The following is a 17,313-nucleotide window of genomic DNA, read 5'->3' on the forward strand; positions in this document are numbered from 1 at the left end:
CGTCGCCTTGCGTCGCGCGGTGGCGATGCCGCAGGCCATCGCAACGTCCTGTCCCGGTATCGGATCGGTGGTTGACCGGCGCCGTGCCGGCATCCCCCCGTGGCCCCGATATGTCCCTCGACATGCATCGCGCGTCCGCGCAGCCGGGCCGCGCCGATGCGGGGTGGGCGAAGGCGCGGCGCGGGCAGTCCTTCAGGCACTACGCGTCGCAGCCACGGCGGTACGCAGGTGTCATGAAGATTTTGTGAAGGCGTCGTGAAGGGTCTCCGCATCGAACCGATGAATGGCTGGCCATGTCACGTGTCGATACAAATCGACACAAAAATCCAGGGGGTGAAGTGTGGACCTTTTTGCAAGGGCTGCATTAAGTTGTCGTTAGCCGATGGTTCAGGGTTTGTTTTGTTTCCAGCAAGGTCTGCAAGCGGCTGACGGTTTTGTCATGTGGTCTATCTCTAATTCAAAGAGGGGAAGCACGGAAATGAATCGCAAGTCGAAAGTCATACGACGCAGTGCACTGAGCCTGGCGCTGGGGTTATGCGTCGCCGGCGGTGTGCAAGCGCAGAGCACCACCGGCACCATCTACGGCAGTGCCCCTGCCGGCCACACGATCGTCGTTTCCGGCGAAAACGGCGTCACCCGCACGGTTTCGGTGGACGCCGCAGGCAAGTACAACCTCAGTGCATTGCCCGGCGGCAACTACACCGTCATCGTGAAGGACAGCAACGGCAACACCCTGGGTCAGCGCGGCGTGACGGTGCTGATCGGGTCCGGCGCGAACGTCTCGTTCGGCAGCGACGCGGCCACGCTGGAGACGGTCAACGTCACCGCTGCCAGTGCGCCGAAGATCGACGTCACCCAGACCGACACCCGCACCGTCATCACCGCTGAACAGCTGGCACGCCTGCCGATCGCACGTTCGGTGGAAGCCATTGCCCTGCTGGCGCCGGGCGCCGCAGCCGGCAACGGCCGCTACTTCGGCAACGCGGTGTCCTTCGGCGGTTCGTCGGTGGCGGAAAATGCCTACTACATCAACGGCTTCTTCATCGGCAACCCGATGACCAACGTTGGCGGCTACAGCCTGCCGTGGGGCGCCATCGCCCAGCAGCAGACGCTGACCGGCGGCTACGGCGCGCAGTACGGGCGTTCGGCCGGCGGCGTCATCAGCCAGGTCGGCGCCAGCGGCGGCAACGATGTCCACTTCGGCGCCCAGATCGCGATCCGGCCCAAGGCCTGGCGCAGCGACTACCCGGACCGCAACTACCCGGACATGGACTTCTCGGGGTTCAATTCCAATCCCAATCTGCCCCAGGCGTGCGGTTCCGCTGGCGACCAGCAGTGCCAGTACCACTGGGCCGATCCCAGCATCGCCGGCACGCTGGCCAGCCGCAAGAATGGCGACTTCGAGCGCTCCGATACGGTGTACAGCACCTACGTCAGCGGCCCGCTGGTCAAGGACAGGCTGTTCGGCTTCGCGGCTGCCGAATCGACCCTGACCGATACCGGGCAGGGTACCGGTCCGCAGGCGGCGGAAGGAACCTGGGACAAGAGCCATACCAACGATTGGAAGCTCTACGTCAACCTGGACTGGAACATCACCGACGACCACCTGCTCGAGTACACCTACATGGGGCAGCGGACCCGTGACGGCAGGAATGTCTACGACTACGACTTCGCCAACAATTCCGTCGGCGAGCAGCGTCCGGACCTGCAGCAGGCCGTGGCCCCGGATTCGCTGAAGTTCAACATGTCGGTGCTCAAGTACACCGGCTATCTCAACGACAACCTCACCCTTGAGGCCACCTACGGCCGCAGCCGCCAGCGCTACCGTTCCATCTCGCCGGCCGCCATGGCGGGCATCCCGTCGATCACCACCGCGCTGACCGGTCAGAACCCGGCCATCACCGGCGGCAAGCCCATCACCGGCCAGGCCGGCTCCTATACCGTCCAGGGCGTGGACGCCGTCGACGACAGCTCCGGCCTGCGCGCCGACCTGCAATGGGTGGTGGGCAAGCACACGCTGACCTTCGGCGTGGACAACATGAAGTTCGAGGCCGAGAACGAAGGCCAGCACCAGCTGGCGGACGACTGGCGCTACAGCCGTTCGGGCAACAACTACTACGTGCGCAAGTTCGTGTATGACAACAACACGAACATGTCGCTGAAGCAGAATGCCTACTACCTGGAAGACAACTGGCAGATCAGCGACAACTTCCTGCTCTCGCTGGGCCTGCGCAACGACAAGTTCACCAACTACAACGGCGCCGGCCAGGCCTACGTGGAAAGCGGCGACCAGTGGGCACCGCGCATCGGCTTTGCCTGGGACGTGTTCGGCGACTCCAGCCTGAAGGTGTTCGGCAACGCGGGCCGCTACTTCCTGGCCCTGCCCAACGCGGTGGCCGTGCGCGGCGCGGGCTCCTCGACCTATACCATCGACTACTACCGCTATACCGGCATCGACCCGGTGACGGGCGTGCCGACCGGGCTGACCCAGTACAACCACCTGGTCGCCAATGGCGAGAACGGTTCGCCGGTGGATCCCAAGACGGTGACCGCCACCGATCTGAAGAGCATGTACCAGGACGAGTTCGTGCTGGGTTTCGAGAAGACCCTCGGCGAGAAGTGGACCTACGGCGCCAAGGCGGTCTACCGCGACCTGAAGCAGGCCGTGGACGATATCTGCGATCCGTATCGCCTGGGTGACAAGGCTGGCATGACCTTCACCTCGGACTCGAACTTCGGCTACTTCTACGAGGACGACAACGACGGCTCCCTGTGGGCCAGCCCATATTGCCACCTGGCCAATCCGAGCGGCAACACGTTCACGTTCGCGGGAATCTCCGAGGATCCCAACTCGCCGTACGGCTATTCGCAGAACGGCCAGTACAGGCAGGTCAAGATGAGTGCGGCCGACTGGGGCTGGCCGTCGCCGATGAAGCGCACCTACAAGGCCGTCGAGCTGTACCTGGAGCATCCGTTCGACGGCAAGTGGGAAGGCCGCATCGACTACGTGTACAGCAAGCTGCAGGGCAACACCGAAGGTCCGGCGAACTCGGATACCGGCCAGGGCTCGGATTCGCACGACAACGGCGTGTCGACTTCGCAGAACTGGGACGTGGCCGAGATCATGGCGTACGCCGATGGCTACCTGGCCAACGACCACCGCCACCAGATCAAGCTGCATGGCAGCTATGCGATCAACGACCAGTGGTCGGTCAGCGCCAACGGCCGCATCATGTCCGGCTCGCCGCTCAGCTGCTTCGGCTATTACAACCCCGACGGCAGCCTCGACGAGGCGTCGGATGATGCCGATCCGGTGGGCTACCGCTCGTCCTACCACACCTGTTTCGGCCAGCCGTATCCGCCGGGCTCCAAGTTCATGCCGTGGACCCACCAGTGGGATTTCGGCGTGACCTGGAAGCCCAGCGTGTTCGAGGGCAAGATGGCGTTGAATCTGAGCCTGTTCAATGCGTTCAATTCGCAGACACCGACGTCCTTCGAGACCACCGCAATGGCCGACAACGGCGGCAGCCCGGCGCTTTCGTACACGGTGAACAATACCTATGGGTACATCCGGTCCTTCCAGACCCCGCGCTACATGATGTTCACCTTGTCCTACGATTACTGATCCAGCAATCGCTACCGCAAGGCTATGGCCGGCCCCGCGAGGGGCCGGCCTTTTGTTCCGCATCCCGGGACGCGCGGCTGCGCCGCATGCTGGTGTTGGATTTCCGCATCCGGCCGGTCCGCAGTGCGGCGCGTGCCGCCTCGTCCCTGACATGATGCCCGCGACCGTCGAGGACGCCCGATGAACGAACTGGAAAAACTGTATGCCGATGCCGCCGCGGCGATGAACCGTGCGCAATGGCAACCTGCGCGCGAGCTGAGCGCGCGCCTGCTGCAGGCGAGGCCTGGCGACGCGAACGTGCATTTCATCGCAGGCGTGGCGGCGTCGCGGCTGCGCCAGAGCGGGCCGGCCATCGATCATCTGCGGCGGGCGACGGCCCTGGATCCGGCGCGTGCGGAACATTGGCTGGAGCTGGCGCGCGCCTTCCTCGACGGCTGGCTTGTCCGCGAAGCGGTAGCCGCCGCCGACAAGGCGTATGCATTGGGGTCCGCCGAGGCGATGGTATGGGCAAGGCTGGGCACGATCTACGGTCGCGCCCATGTGCAGGAGAAGTCGGCGGCTGCATTCGCCCGCGCCGTCGAGCTGGCGCCTGGATCGGCGGGTTACCGCTTCAATCTGGTGGTCGCGCTGATGGCCGTTGGCGACCTTGAGGGAGCCGAACGCCAATGCCTGGAATGCCTGCGCCTGAATCCCGGCTTCTGGAGGGCGTGGTTGATGCTCGCGCAGCTGTGTCGCCCGACGCCGCAGGACAATCATGTCGCGCTCATGCGCAAGCTGCTGTCCGTGCACCAGGCCGATGACGAAGCGGCGATGTTCCTGCACCTGGCGCTGGCCCGGGAGCTGGAGGGACTGGCCGAGTACCAGCCGGCGTTCGAACACCTGGCCGAGGGCAAGCGCAGGGGAAGGCTCGGCCGCCGCTATTCGTTCGAGCGCGACAGGCAGCTTTTCGATGCGTTGATGGAAATGCCGCTGCCGCCCCAGGATGAAGTGGCCGGCGACCCGTCCGTCGCGCCGGTTTTTGTCATGGGCATGCCGCGCAGTGGCACCACCCTTGTCGAGCGCATCCTGTCCTGCCATCCCCAGGTGCATTCTGCGGGCGAGCTGGAGAATTTCCCCCTGATGGTCAAACGCGCCAGCGGGAGCGCCACGCCTGCCCTGACCGACACGGATACCCTGCATCGCTCCTGCAGGCTGGACTGGGCGCAGTTGGGCAGGGAGTACATCGAAGGGACGCGCACCCTGACCGGCGGCAAACCGCGCTTCGTCGACAAGCTGCCGCACAACTTCCTCTATGCCGGCCACATCGCGCGGGCGCTGCCGAACGCGAGCATCGTCTGCCTGCGCCGGGGCGCCATGGATACCTGCCTGGGCAATTTCCGCCAGTTGTTCTCGCTGGCCTCCCCGTACTACGACTATTCATTCGATCTGCTCGATACCGGCCGCTACTACCTGTTGTTCGACCGGCTGATGCGGCATTGGGAGCGGACGATGCCCGGCCGCATCCTGCAGATCGATTACGAAGACCTGGTGGACAACCAGGAAGCGGTCACCCGGCGCTTGCTGGCGCATTGCGGCCTGTCCTGGGACGAGGCCTGCCTGCGCTTCCAGGACAATGCATCCCCGGTGTCCACCGCCAGCGCGGTACAGGTGCGGTCCCCGATGTTCCGTTCGTCGCTGCAGCGCTGGAAGCGCTATGAGGCGCAGCTCGGTCCGTTACGTGCCCTGCTGGAGGCGGGAGGCATCAAGATCGACGCCTGAGATGCCCGCCGATTCCACGCATCCCGGCTGCGATGCCAGAATCCGCGGATGACGATTCCGCCCGCCGACCTGCCCGATACCCTTGCCCCGCTGCTCGACCGCGCCATCGCCCGCCTGAAGCTGGCCGCGCCGGATCCTTCGCAATGGCCGCAGTCGCCCGGTTTCGAAGCCGGCCTGCGCCGTCTGGCGCTGGCCAGCGATTTCGCCATCGATACCCTGTGCCGGCAACCCGGGCTGCTGGCGTCGCTGGCGCAGGGCGACCCCTTGCCGCCTCCGGTCCTGGACCCGCTGCACCCCAGCGCCTGGCCCGCGCAGTTGCGCCGCTACCGCGCCGCCGCGTCCACGCGGCTGGTCTGGCGCGACGTCAATGGCCTGGACGACGTGGATGCCACCCTGCTCGGCGCCACGCGGCTGGCCGAGGACTGCCTGCAGCTGGCGCTGGCCGCGCTGGAGCAGGAGTTCGCCCAGCGCCACGGCGTGGTGCGCGCCGAGGACGGCAGCGTGCAGCGGCTGGTGGTGTTCGGGCTGGGCAAGCTGGGCGGCGGCGAGCTGAACTTCTCTTCCGACATCGACCTGGTCTACGCCTATCCGCAGGCCGGCGAATCCGACGGTGCGCGGTCGCTGGCGGCCGAGGAATACTTCGCCCGGCTCGGCCAGCGCCTGGCGCGGCTGCTGGACGAGACCACCGCCGATGGCTTCTGCCACCGCGTCGACCTGCGCCTGCGCCCGTTCGGCAGCGCCGGGCGGGTGGCGCTGTCCTTCGCCGGCATGGACCAGTACTTCCAGCGCGAGGGCCGCGACTGGGAGCGCTATGCCTGGATCAAGGCGCGCACGGTGGCCGGCGACATCGCCGCCGGCGAGGCCTGGCTGGAAACGCTGCGGCCGTTCGTCTACCGCCGCTACCTGGACTACACCGCGCTGGACGGCCTGCGCGAGATGAAGGCGGCCATCACCGCCGAGGTTGCGCGCAGCGACCGCTTCGACGACATCAAGCGCGGGCCGGGCGGCATCCGCGAGATCGAGTTCCTCGCCCAGGCGCTGCAGCTGATCCGCGGCGGCCGCGAGCCGGCGCTGCGCGAGCGGCGCCTGCTGCCGGCGCTGCAGGCGCTGGTGGAGTCCGGGCAGATGGATGCGGCCGACGGCGCCACGCTGATGGAGGCGTACCGGTTCCTGCGCCGGCTGGAGAACCGCCTGCAGATGCTGCGCGACGCACAGACCCATCGCCTGCCGGCCGACGCGGACGACCGCGAGCGCATCGCGCTGGGCCTGGGGTACGCCGGCTGGGACGCCCTGCTGGCCGTGCTGGACGAACAGCGCCAGCGCGTGGGCACCGAATTCGCCGCGCTGCTCGCGCCGCGCCGCGGCCAGGCCGCACCGGATGCCCTGTCCAGCTACTGGCGCGTGCTGCCCGACGGCGGCGATGCCGTGGTACTGGCCGAAGCCGGTTTCGCCGACGCCAATGGCGCAGATCAGTCGCTGCGCGAGTTCGCGCAGTCGCTGGGCGTGAAATCGCTGTCCGATGCCGCGCGCGCCCGCCTGGACCGGGTGCTGCCGGCGCTGCTGCATGCCGCCACCCGCTCGCCGCAGCCCGACGCCGCGCTGCGCCGCGTACTCGGCCTGCTGCAGGCGATCCTGCGCCGCACCAGCTACCTGGCGCTGCTCGATGAACAGCCCAGCGCGCTGACCCGTCTGGTCAACGTGCTGGCGCGCAGCGCGCTGCTGTCCGAGCGGCTGGTGGCGTTCCCGCTGCTGCTGGACGAACTGCTGGATACACGCGTGGCCGGCCCGTTGCCGGACGCGCAGGAAATGCGCGATGCCTGTGCCACGGCGCTGGCGATCGACGACCCCGAAGCGGCGCTGCGTGCGCTCAACGAAGTGCGGCTGGCGCTGAGCTTCCGCATGGCGCTGGCCTTCCACGATGGCCGCCAGCGCGCGGTGGACTGCACGCGGCAGCTGGCGCAGCTGGCCGACGCCGTGGTGGACGCCGTGCTGGCGATGGTGCGCGCCGACCTGTCGACCGCGCACGGGCAGGTGCCGGGCGGGCGCTTCGCCATCATCGGCTACGGCAGCCTGGGTGGGCTGGAACTGGGCTTCGGCTCGGACTTGGACCTGGTGTTCCTGTACGACCACCCGCGCGAGGCGGAGGAAAGCGACGGCCCGCGCCCACTGGAAAGCAGCCGCTGGTTCGCGCGGCTGGCGCAGAAGGTGATGGCCTTGTTGTCGGCGGTCACTGCCGCCGGGCGCCTGTACGACATCGATGTGCGCCTGCGCCCGGATGGCGGCAAGGGCGCGCTGGTGTCCTCGCTGGCCAGCTATACCGAATACCAGCGCGAGCGCGCCTGGACCTGGGAGCACCAGGCGCTGGTGCGCGCCCGCGGCGTCGCCGGGGACGCCGGCCTGCTCGCCGGTTTCGAGCAGGTGCGCGGCGCCACGCTGGGGCGCACGCGTGACGCGGACACCCTGTTCGGCGACGTACTGAAGATGCGTGCGCGGATGCGCGCCGAACTGGACCGCAGCGATGCGGCGCGGCTGGACCTGAAGCAGGGCGCCGGTGGGCTGGTGGACCTGGAATTCCTGCTGCAGACCGGCGTACTGGCCGGTGCGGCACGCGATCCGGCGCTGTGCGGGCCGCGCGAAACGCCGTGCCTGATCGATGCCCTGGCCGCCAGCAACTGGCTGTCGGCCGAAACCGCCAGCGTTCTGCACGACGCCCACGCCACCCTGCTCGATGCCGGCCTGTCCTGCACCCTGGACCGGCGTCCGCGCATTACCGTGCCCACGCCGGAAATCGAAACCGCCTGCGCGGCGATCACTGCCGCGGCGGTCGTGCAGGGGCTGCCGTTCGAGCCGGGCGCGCGTTGAGCCGGCGGCCCAGGCCTGCGGTGACGCAAGGCGGATGCAGGAGCGCACTTCAGTGCGCGATGAGGCTTTCCCGGTGAAGCTCCGCGCGCACTGAAATGCGCATCTGCAGGAAGACGCGGGGCCGTAGCTTCCACTGCGCGGTCAAACAGTGCCGGGCAACAGTCGGCGCCCACTACAAAACCCGCAAACCCACGACGGCGAAGCGGTTCGTTTCAGCGCTGGCTTGATGGTCAGGAGCGCCCTGCGCGCTCCTGCAGACAGGTGTTGAACCAGGGGCGCCGCGCTTACATCCGCGCCGGCGCCATCTTCCACAACAGGGCGCGGAACGGCACCAGCAGGCACAGGCCGATGCCCAGCTTCACGCCCCAGTCGCCGACCGCCCAGCTTACCCACGGCAGCGACGAGCCGGCGAAGGCGATCGACCAGAAAATCGCCGTATCCAGCGTCGCGCTGCAGGTGGTGGCCACCGAGGGAGCGCGCCACCAGTTGCCGCTGCGCAGCCGGTCGAACACGGTGATGTCCAGCAGCTGCGCGCAGATGAAGGCCATGCACGAAGCGATCGCGATGCGCGGGGTGGCGACCCACACCGACAGCACCACCGCCACCGCGAAACCGGCCCAGGCCGCGCGCCGCGCGGCCTGCGGGCCGAAGCGGCGGTTGATCAGGTTGCTGACCAGAAACGCGACCGGATAGCTGAAGGCGCCCCAGGTCAGCCAGTCGTTGATCGGGTACTGCACCAGTACGTTCGAGCCGAGCACCACCGTGCCCATGGCCAGCACGGCCAGCAGCAGCGACAGGGGAGTGAGCGGGGCGAAGCGGATCGATGGATGCTGGGACATGGCGGACGACGGGCGGCAGCGCCCGGGGCGCAGCGATGACGGAAAGGAAGGCGGCCAGGCCGGAACCGGCAGGCGCGAGGGCGGCCATTGTAAACGCGACGCCTGTACGGCCCTTCACCGTGCGGCACCTGGGCATGGCAGCCCTCGGCCCGGTGCCGGCACTGGGGCGGGTATGTCTGGAGAAGGGTATTTCTTGAGCGTGTCTGCGATTTGGTTGTGCCGGGCCCAGTGGGAGCGGAGGCCGCGGATATCTTTCGATGGCCGGCCGGAATGTATTGAAGGGCACGTCCGCGCCTACGGAGGCCATCGTTCCGGAAGGTGAGGCGCCTGTAGCGCCGGGCAACGCCCGGCGGGGCCTGGCCGGTGATGCCCCAGCGGGGTGTTGCCCCGCTCTACAAGGTGGCGATGGTCTGTAGCGCTGGGCAACGCCCGGCGGGGCTTGGCTGGTAATGCCCCAGCGGAGCGTTGCCCCGCTCTACAAGGTGGCGCTGGTCTGTAGCGCCGGGCAACGCCCGGCGGGGCCTGGCCGCTGATGCCCCAGCGGGGCGTTGCCCCGCTCTACAAGATGGCGATGGTCTGTAGCGCGGGCAACGCCCGGTGGGGCCTGGCCGGTGATGCCCCAGCGGGGCTTTGCCCCGCTCTACAGGGCGAGGGTACCCGGAGCGGCTTACCGGGAGAGCCGCCTGCAGGAGGCGCTTTGCATCTACAAGCCCAGCCGCGCCTTCACCTCGGCGGCGATGCGCGGGGTCTCGCGCAGCGGTTCGATGTCCTGTTGCCGGTCGGCCTCCAGCGCGTCCAGCCCGTCCAGCAGGCGCCCGCGTTCGCGCAGGGCGCGCTGGAAGCGCTGCATGCGCGCCTGCGCGCGCTGGCCGAGCAGCACGCCCACCGGCACGCGGGTGGCGCAGGCCTCGGACAGCAGGTTCACCGAATCCGGCGTACACAGCACGCGGTCGGCCCAGCCCAGCAGCCCGGCGTAGGGGTTGCTGCCGTCGCCGCCATCGCTCCAGATCACACCGGGCACGTCGTCGAAGGCGCGCAGCAGCGCCTGCGTCACGGCGCGCGGGGTACGCCGCGAGGTGGTGGCCAGCACGCTGCCGCCCTCGGCGCGGATGCGCGTGGCCAGTTCGGCCAGCAGCGGCACGATGTCCTTCTGCTGCCAGTTGGCATGGTCGGTCGGGCCGCCGACCAGCAGCGCGGTGCGCGGGCCGGGCAGCCGCTCGAAGCTGGCGAACGCGGCGCGGCCGCAGGCCAGCCAGTCGTCGGTCACCGGGTTCAGGCTGCCCAGCAGGGTCAGCACGTTGCCGCCACGCAGGTGGTCGTGTTCGGGCACCACCACCAGGTCCCAGTGGCGGGCGCCGATGCGCGGATCGAGGATCTGTACCGTGCGCGTACCCTGCCGGCCCAGCACGCGCAGTGCGCCTGCGGCCTGGCGGCCACAGCCGATCGCCAGCGCGGGCGCCGGCCCGGTGGCCAGGCGTTCGAAGGCCTCGCCGAAGCCGCGCACGGCCCCGGGCAGGGCGCGCGGCGCCAGCCAGCGCCAGGGGGCGTGCGGCTCCAGTTGCAGCCGCTGCTGCCCGCCCAGGCGCAGAGCCGATGCCAACGCCACGGCCTGGCGCACGTTGCCGGCGCGGCCGTCGGTGATCGTCCAGGGGAGCGTCGATCGTTTCGCGTATGGCATTAATTCGTTTCAGTGAGGCCTGGTGTTGCAACAGTCGCGACGCCCTACACTGCGCCCTCTGCTGCGGTGGCATTGTCCGGGGCTTTCCCGCACAAGGCCACGACCGTAGCCAATCCATCACGGAGTTTCCATGTCTGACGTTCTTGCCGACGCCGCGCTCGACCAGTTGTTCCGCACCGCACGCACCCAGAATGCCTTCCAGGACCGCCCGGTCGAGGACAGCCAGCTGCGCGCGCTGTACGAACTGCTGAAGTGGGGCCCGACCGCGGCCAACTCCACGCCGGCGCGCTTCGTGTTCGTGAAATCGGCCGAGGCCAAGCAGAAGCTCGCCCCGGCGCTGTCCGAGGGCAACCTGGCCAAGACGATGGCCGCGCCGGTCACGGTGATCGTCGGCTACGACGAGGATTTCCACGAAAAGCTGCCGTACCTGTTCCCGCACACCGACGCCAAGTCCTGGTTCGATGGCCCGCGCGAAGGCCGCCACGAGGCCGCTTTCCGCAACGGCACGCTGCAGGGCGCCTACCTGATGATGGCCGCTCGCGCACTGGGGCTGGAGGCCGGCCCGATGTCGGGTTTCGACCCGGCCAAGGTCGATGAAGCCTTCTTCGCCGGCACCGCCATCAAGTCCAATTTCCTCGTCAACCTCGGCTATGGCGATCCGGCCGGCGTGTTCCCGCGCCTGCCGCGCCTGCCGTTCGACGAAGCCGCGCGCATCGCCTGACCGCTGTTCCCACCCGGCGCCCGTTCTCCCCGGGGCACCGTTAAGCTGAAAACGCTCCAGCTCTCTCATCCGCATCCACAGGAGACACCCATGTCCACCGTCACCAAGCTGCTGCTCCCGCTGGCCCTGGCCGCCGCCATCAGCGCCTGCTCCAAGCCGGCCGATACCGCCGCCCCGGCCGACACCACCGCCGCCGCTCCGGCCGAAGTGGCTGCCCCGGCCGCCCCGGAAGTGGCGCCCATCGAAGTCGCCTCCGGCACCTACAAGCTCGACCCGAGCCACACCGACGTGCTGGTGCAGTGGAGCCACATGGGCTTCTCCAACCCGAGCGCGCACTTCGGCCAGGCCGACGGCACCCTGGTCTACGACGCCGCCGACGTCACCAAGTCCAGCGTGGAGGTGACCCTGCCGCTGTCGGGCCTGAACAGCTTCACCGCCAAGTTCGACGAACACCTGAAGAGCGCCGATTTCTTCGACGCCGCCAAGTTCCCGACCGCCACCTTCAAGAGCACCAAGGTCGAAGCGGCCGGTGCCAACAAGCTGACCGTCACCGGCGACCTGACCGTCAAGGGCACCACCAAGCCGGTCACCCTGGACGTGACCATCAACGGTGCCGGCGAGCACCCGATGATGAAGGTGCCGTCGGTGGGCTTCGACGCCACCACCACGCTCAAGCGCAGCGATTTCGGCGTGGGCGCCTACGCCCCGGCGGTGAGCGACGAGGTCAAGGTGCGCATCACCACCGAAGCTTCGATCCCGAAGGCCGAGTAATTCCGGCGCCGGGCGCGTCGCCCGGGCGCAACAAGCGAGGGCCCGCCATCGGCGGGCCTTCTGCTTTTCAGGGCGGTCGCGAAGCGGGGTCGCTTCGCAGACCGGCGTCGCCGGATCAGCGCAGCGCCTGCAGCCACGCCGCGACGGCTTCGCTCGGCGACTGCTTCGCCTTCACCGCCAGCCCGCTGGCCTGCATGAAGGTCTGCGCGACCTGCGCCAGCCGCTGGCGCGCGATCAGCATCACCTGCTTGGCCGCCGCCTGCTGCTTGCGCAGCTGCACGATATGGATCGACGGCCGCCCGGCCGGTGCGTATTTCTGGTCGCGGCGCAGCACATCGGCCACCTGCGCGACCTCATGCTCGGCCTGCAGCAGCTGCTGCTGCGCCTGTACCAGCGCACGCAGCGGCTCGCGCAGCGCCTGCGGCCGCTCGAAGCCCGCCAGCAGCGCATCGCAGCGGCCGTCATCGGCCACGCGTTCGCGCAGGGTTTCCATTGCCGCCATCGTCAGCTTGCCCACGTTGCCGCCTGTTCCATCATGACCGGGGGCGCGATTGTCGCATCGCCCATGCGCGAAGGCCCGCCATGAGCGGGCCTTGCGTCGTTATTTTCGCAGCGGAGTGGCTTATTCGCAGCGCACCGCGGTGATGATGTTGTGCGCGTCGAGGAACACGCGCAGGCGGTCCTGGCGGATGTCGCGCGAGACCACGGTGGCCGGGCCGATCGGATTGAGCAGGCCGGCGCCGCTTTCCTGCTTCAGGCGGCGGATGTTCGCCTCGTCGCCGGGCTGGCCGACCGCCCACTGCGACTGCGAGGCATCGCAGCGGCCGTCGCCGGATACGGTGGGACCAGGCGTGGTCAGGCACCCGCCCAGGCCGGCAGCGAGCAGCACGGCGGCAACGGGAAGGCGGAAGTGGCGGAAGAAATGGGGCGTCATGGCATGGGACCGGATGAACCGCCGGAAGCATAGCAGCCGGGGCCGGGCTTGCCGCATGGGTGACGGGGGTCACGCTGCGCGCCTGGAACGGCCGGTTTTCATCATCGCTGGCCGGTGGAGGTTGCTAGGCTTGCCCGGATCCACCACCCGCAACCGCACCGACAAGGAGTTCCATCTCATGAAGAATCCGGGGAAATCCATCATCGCCGCCTGCATCGCCCTGGTCGTGGGCGGCCTGGCGCTGGGCCAGGAGGCCGACGCCTGCACCCGTTTCGTCTACCACGGCGCCGACGGCCAGGTCATCACCGGCCGCTCGATGGACTACAAGGTCGACACCGATACCCACCTGTGGATTTTCCCGCGCGGGATGAAGCGCAACGGCGAGGCCGGGCCGCGCTCGCTGGAATGGACCTCGCGCTACGGCAGCGTGATCGCCGGCGCCTACGACTTCTCCACCACCGACGGCATGAACGAGGCCGGGCTGGTGGCCAACATCCTGTGGCTGGCCGAATCGGAGTATCCCGAGCGCGACAGCGGCAAGCCGGGCCTGAGCATCGCCGCCTGGGCGCAGTACATGCTCGACAGCTTCGCCAGCGTGGACGAAGCGGTGAAGGCGTTGTCCAGCGAACCGTTCACCCTGGTCACCGACAGCGCGCCGGGCGAGCAGCGCCTGGCCACGCTGCACCTGTCCCTGTCCGACGCCAGCGGCGACAGCGCCATCATCGAGTACATCAAGGGCCGGCAGGTCATCCACCACAGCCGCGACTACCAGGTGATGACCAATTCGCCGGTGTTCGAGGAGCAGCTGGCGCTGGACAAGTACTGGCAGGCGATCGGCGGCACCGTGATGCTGCCGGGCACCAACCGCGCCGCCGACCGCTTCGCGCGGGCCTCGTTCTACGTCAACGCACTGCCCAGGTCCGAGGACCCGGTCGAAGCCATCGCCTCGGCCTTCAGCGTGATCCGCAACGTGTCGGTGCCCTACGGCATCACCACGCCCGACCAGCCCAACATCGCCTCCACGCGCTGGCGCACCGTGGCCGACCACAAGCGCCGGCTGTACTTCTTCGAATCGGCGCTGGCGCCCAATGTGTTCTGGGTGGACCTGAAGAAGATCGATTTCTCCGCGCAGAGCGGCAAGACCCGGCGCCTGGACCTGGGCCGCTTCCAGCGCACCATCCATTCGGGCGAGGCCAGCGCGCAGTTCAAGGAAACCGCGCCGTTCCGCTTCCTCGGCATCTGATGCCGGCGGCGTGGAAGCCGCTTGCGGTTTCCACGCCCATCGCGCGATGCGCACAATGCGCACGCCACCGGTCGCGGTGGCGGAACACCTGGAGAGACACCCACCATGCTGCAACTGTTTTCCCGGCACGCCGCCCCGCGCACGCACGCGCTGGCGCTCTGCACCCTGGCCGGCCTGAGCGCCGCCGCAACCGCCCATGCCCAGGATGCGGGCGCCGATGCCTGGCGCTTCCAGGTCACCCCCTATGTCTGGATGACCGGCCTCGATGGCCAGGTGCGTCCGTTCCAGGGCGCGCCTTCGGTGCACGTCGACCGTCGGTTCTCGGACCTGCTCAGCGACCTGGACGCCGCCGCGTTCGTGACCGGCACCGCACGCAGGGACCGGTTCGTGCTGCAGGCCGATTTCAGCCACGCGGCGGTCTCCAGCAAGGGCACGCTGCCCATCGGCCTGCCGGCGCAGGCCAAGGTGCGGCAGACCTCGCTGACCCTGACCGGCGGCTACAACTGGGCGCCCAGCGAGACCGCCAGCGTCGACCTGATGGGCGGCCTGCGCAGCTGGGATATCAAGGCCACGGCCGAGGTGCCGGGACTGGCCCGGGCGGATTCCAACTCCTCCTTCGTCGACCCGATCCTCGCCGCGCGCTGGCGGCAGTCGCTGGCGCCGCGCTGGTCGAGCCTCGTCTACGCCGATACCGGCGGCTTCGGCGTGGGCTCGCGCTCCACCTGGCAGCTGCTGGGCGCGGTGAACTACGCCGCGCGCGAGGACCTGCATGTCTCGCTGGGCTACCGCCACCTGAGCGTGGACTACCGCGACGATGGCCGCCGGCTGGATTTCAGCCAGAGCGGGCCGATGCTGGGCGTCACCTGGCTGTTCGGCAAGGGCCGGGCCGCGCTGTAAGGAGCGGGGCGGTCGCGCCGCAGGGCGCGCCGCCTTTCACCGGCCAACCCGCCGGGCTGCCCCCGCATCCGTGAGAGTGGGGCAGGCGTGGCGCGCTGGTCGTCGCGGCGTGTGTGGAGCGCCCGCGTGGCGGCGGCGGTTTACTCCGCCTCGTCCGGATGCGCCTTCCAGTAACCGGTGGCGCGGATCCAGTCCTTGGGCACCTGCAGGTGGCCTTCGACGAACTTGCGCATCATTCGCGCGCGCCGCGATTCCAGCGCGATCCAGTAATACGCATCGCCGTCGGGCGCCTCGAAATCCACCAGTGCATCCTCCAGCAGGGTGCTGCTGGCCGCGTCGAAGCCGTTGCGCTCCAGCCACGACACCCGCACCTGCGCGGCGCTGGGCAGCGGCTGGCGGTCGCCTTCCTCGGGAATCTCGATCAGCACCTCGGCCTGCGCGTGTTCCGGCAGCTCGGCCAGGCGCCGCGCGATGGCCGGCAGCGCGGTCTCGTCGCCGATCAGCACGTAGGCGTCGTAGTCGTCGGCCACCAGGTGCGAGCCGCGCGGCCCGGCCACCACCAGCGCATCGCCCACCTGCGCGTTGGCCGCCCAGGTCGAGGCCACGCCATGGCCGTGCAGCACGAAGTCCAGCACCAGCTCGCCGGCGTCGGCGTCATGGTGGCGCGGGGTGTAGTCGCGGGCGGGCGAGGGCGCCTGCCCTTCGGGGTAGCGCGGGCCCGAAGCGGTCAGCTCCGGCAGCACGAACACGCCCTCGGCGTTGGGGAAGAACAGCTTGACGTGGTCATCCGGCGCCGGGCTTTCAAAGCCGGCCAGTTCGTCGCCGCCGAGCACGATGCGCTGCATGTTCGGGGTCAGGCGCTCGCTGTGCAGTACCTGCAGCTGGCGGAAGCGCGGGGTGAGGCGAAGGGTGCGGTTTTCGTGCAGTGACATGGAAGTACCTGGGGTCAGTGGGCGCGGGGGCGCCGGGGGTGACCTGGCTGGAGGCGTCTGGCTGGGTCGTGGGAAAGGGGTCAGGCGTCGGTGCCGCCCTGGCGCACCAGCGCGGCGGCCTGGTCCAGCAGCGCGGCAATGCGTTCGGTGTCGGCGTCCTCCCAGCGGCCGTTGCGCAGCACCAGCGCCTGCTTGAGCCGGTGCATGGCCTCGCGCACTGCCGGCGGCTGGTTGGCCCGGGCGATCACCCGCGCGCTGTGGCGGGCGCGCAGCTGCGCCGCTTCCACCTCGGCCTCGCGCAGCTTCAGCTGTGCCTGCCCGATCGCGGTGATGCGGTAGCGCTTGCGGCCGCCGTCCTCCTCGGCGGCCACCCAGCGCTGCTTCTCGAAATCGGCCAGCAGCGGGTACACCGAGCCGGCGCTGGGCGTGTACACGCGCATGAACATGTCGCTGACCAGCTGGATCAGCTCGTAGCCATGGCGCGGCGCCTGCGCCAGCAGCGACAGCAGCAGCAGGCGCAGGTCGCCGCGGCCGAGCGGGCGCGCGGCGGGGCGTTGGCGGGAGGGTGGCGGGAGTGCGGGCGTCATGTTTTCGATATATCGAATTTGCGCAAAACGATATATCGAAAACGACTGGCATGCAAACCCGGCTGGAAACGACAGTCAGGCGGCTGTCATCGCCCTGACCTGCCGCCATGCCAGCGTTGCCGCGTGGCTGGCGATGTTCTGTAGCGCCGGGCATCGCCCGGCGGGGGCTTTCGCAGGTAATGCCCAGCGGGGCGTTGCCCCGCTCTGCAGGGAACACGGCGCTCTGTAGCGCCGGGCATCGCCCGGCGGGGCTTACCCGGTGAAGCTCCAGCGGGGCGTTGCCCCGCTCTACAGGGAACACGGTGTTCTGTAGCGCCGGGCATCGCCCGGCGGGGATTCCCCGGTGACGCGCCAGCGGGGCGTTGCCCCGCTCTACAGGCAACACGGTGTTCTGTAGCGCCGGGCAGCGCCCGGCGGGGCCTTCGCAGGTAATGCCCCAGCGGGGCGTTGCCCCGCTCTACGGGTG

13 protein-coding genes are annotated in these 17,313 nt (G+C 69.0%); 7 read left to right on the forward strand and 6 right to left on the reverse strand.

All coding sequences use genetic code 11. The features are described 5' to 3' along the window. Positions 1 to 478 precede the first annotated feature (478 nt). From QMX80_RS07130 to glnE, 3 genes are all read left to right on the forward strand, one after another. Positions 479 to 3,625, forward strand: coding sequence for a TonB-dependent receptor (locus QMX80_RS07130; RefSeq protein WP_282276143.1), 3,147 nt, complete (start codon positions 479 to 481; stop codon positions 3,623 to 3,625). A gap of 180 nt (positions 3,626 to 3,805) precedes the next feature. Then, a complete protein-coding gene (locus tag QMX80_RS07135) occupies positions 3,806 to 5,383 on the forward strand; it encodes a tetratricopeptide repeat-containing sulfotransferase family protein (RefSeq protein ID WP_282276144.1) in 1,578 nt (525 codons plus the stop codon). A 48-nt stretch (positions 5,384 to 5,431) separates the two neighbouring features. Then, on the forward strand, positions 5,432 to 8,245 hold the full coding sequence (gene glnE / locus QMX80_RS07140; protein ID WP_282276145.1) for a bifunctional [glutamate--ammonia ligase]-adenylyl-L-tyrosine phosphorylase/[glutamate--ammonia-ligase] adenylyltransferase: 2,814 nt from the start codon (positions 5,432 to 5,434) through the stop codon (positions 8,243 to 8,245). Between the two features lie 284 nt (positions 8,246 to 8,529). Here glnE and QMX80_RS07145 read toward each other — a convergent pair whose 3' ends face one another. Together QMX80_RS07145 and QMX80_RS07150 are read right to left on the reverse strand one after the other, a co-directional pair. Then, complete coding sequence (locus QMX80_RS07145) at positions 8,530 to 9,084, reverse strand: queuosine precursor transporter (RefSeq protein WP_282276147.1); 555 nt, start codon at positions 9,082 to 9,084, stop codon at positions 8,530 to 8,532. 703 nt (positions 9,085 to 9,787) lie between these two features. Beyond that, entirely contained in the window at positions 9,788 to 10,762 is a 975-nt protein-coding gene (locus tag QMX80_RS07150) for a mitochondrial fission ELM1 family protein (protein WP_055766208.1), read from the reverse strand. A gap of 130 nt (positions 10,763 to 10,892) precedes the next feature. Here QMX80_RS07150 and QMX80_RS07155 point away from each other — a divergent pair, with 130 nt between their 5' ends. Then, entirely contained in the window at positions 10,893 to 11,483 is a 591-nt protein-coding gene (locus QMX80_RS07155; protein WP_055766205.1) for a malonic semialdehyde reductase, read from the forward strand. 90 nt (positions 11,484 to 11,573) lie between these two features. Further along, the gene (locus tag QMX80_RS07160; RefSeq protein WP_273080921.1) at positions 11,574 to 12,254 is read left to right on the forward strand and encodes a YceI family protein; all 681 of its coding nucleotides are present in this window, start codon (positions 11,574 to 11,576) and stop codon (positions 12,252 to 12,254) included. A gap of 115 nt (positions 12,255 to 12,369) precedes the next feature. Here the strand turns inward: QMX80_RS07160 and QMX80_RS07165 are convergent, their stop codons facing one another. Together QMX80_RS07165 and QMX80_RS07170 are read right to left on the reverse strand one after the other, a co-directional pair. Beyond that, positions 12,370 to 12,771 carry a hypothetical protein gene (locus tag QMX80_RS07165; protein ID WP_055766202.1) on the reverse strand — a complete coding sequence of 134 codons (402 nt, stop codon included), beginning with the start codon at positions 12,769 to 12,771 and terminating at the stop codon, positions 12,370 to 12,372. Between the two features lie 105 nt (positions 12,772 to 12,876). Beyond that, positions 12,877 to 13,188, reverse strand: a complete 312-nt coding sequence (locus QMX80_RS07170) for an I78 family peptidase inhibitor (RefSeq protein ID WP_282276152.1) — start codon at positions 13,186 to 13,188, stop codon at positions 12,877 to 12,879. A gap of 178 nt (positions 13,189 to 13,366) precedes the next feature. Here QMX80_RS07170 and QMX80_RS07175 point away from each other — a divergent pair, with 178 nt between their 5' ends. Together QMX80_RS07175 and QMX80_RS07180 are read left to right on the forward strand one after the other, a co-directional pair. After that, positions 13,367 to 14,431, forward strand: a complete 1,065-nt coding sequence (locus QMX80_RS07175) for a linear amide C-N hydrolase (RefSeq protein ID WP_055767337.1) — start codon at positions 13,367 to 13,369, stop codon at positions 14,429 to 14,431. 105 nt (positions 14,432 to 14,536) lie between these two features. Then, complete coding sequence (locus tag QMX80_RS07180) at positions 14,537 to 15,328, forward strand: hypothetical protein (protein WP_282276154.1); 792 nt, start codon at positions 14,537 to 14,539, stop codon at positions 15,326 to 15,328. A 140-nt stretch (positions 15,329 to 15,468) separates the two neighbouring features. On the opposite strand, the gene QMX80_RS07185 is transcribed toward QMX80_RS07180, so the two are convergent. Both QMX80_RS07185 and QMX80_RS07190 read right to left on the reverse strand, forming a co-directional pair. Beyond that, entirely contained in the window at positions 15,469 to 16,260 is a 792-nt protein-coding gene (locus QMX80_RS07185; protein WP_282276156.1) for a siderophore-interacting protein, read from the reverse strand. 80 nt (positions 16,261 to 16,340) lie between these two features. Next, positions 16,341 to 16,847 (reverse strand): PadR family transcriptional regulator, encoded by a 507-nt coding sequence (locus QMX80_RS07190; RefSeq protein WP_055766191.1) that lies wholly within the window; start codon positions 16,845 to 16,847, stop codon positions 16,341 to 16,343. Between the last annotated feature and the right edge of the window lie 466 nt (positions 16,848 to 17,313).

Source organism: Stenotrophomonas sp. PS02297 (genome assembly GCF_029959705.1).
GTDB classification, from domain to species: domain Bacteria; phylum Pseudomonadota; class Gammaproteobacteria; order Xanthomonadales; family Xanthomonadaceae; genus Stenotrophomonas; species Stenotrophomonas nitritireducens.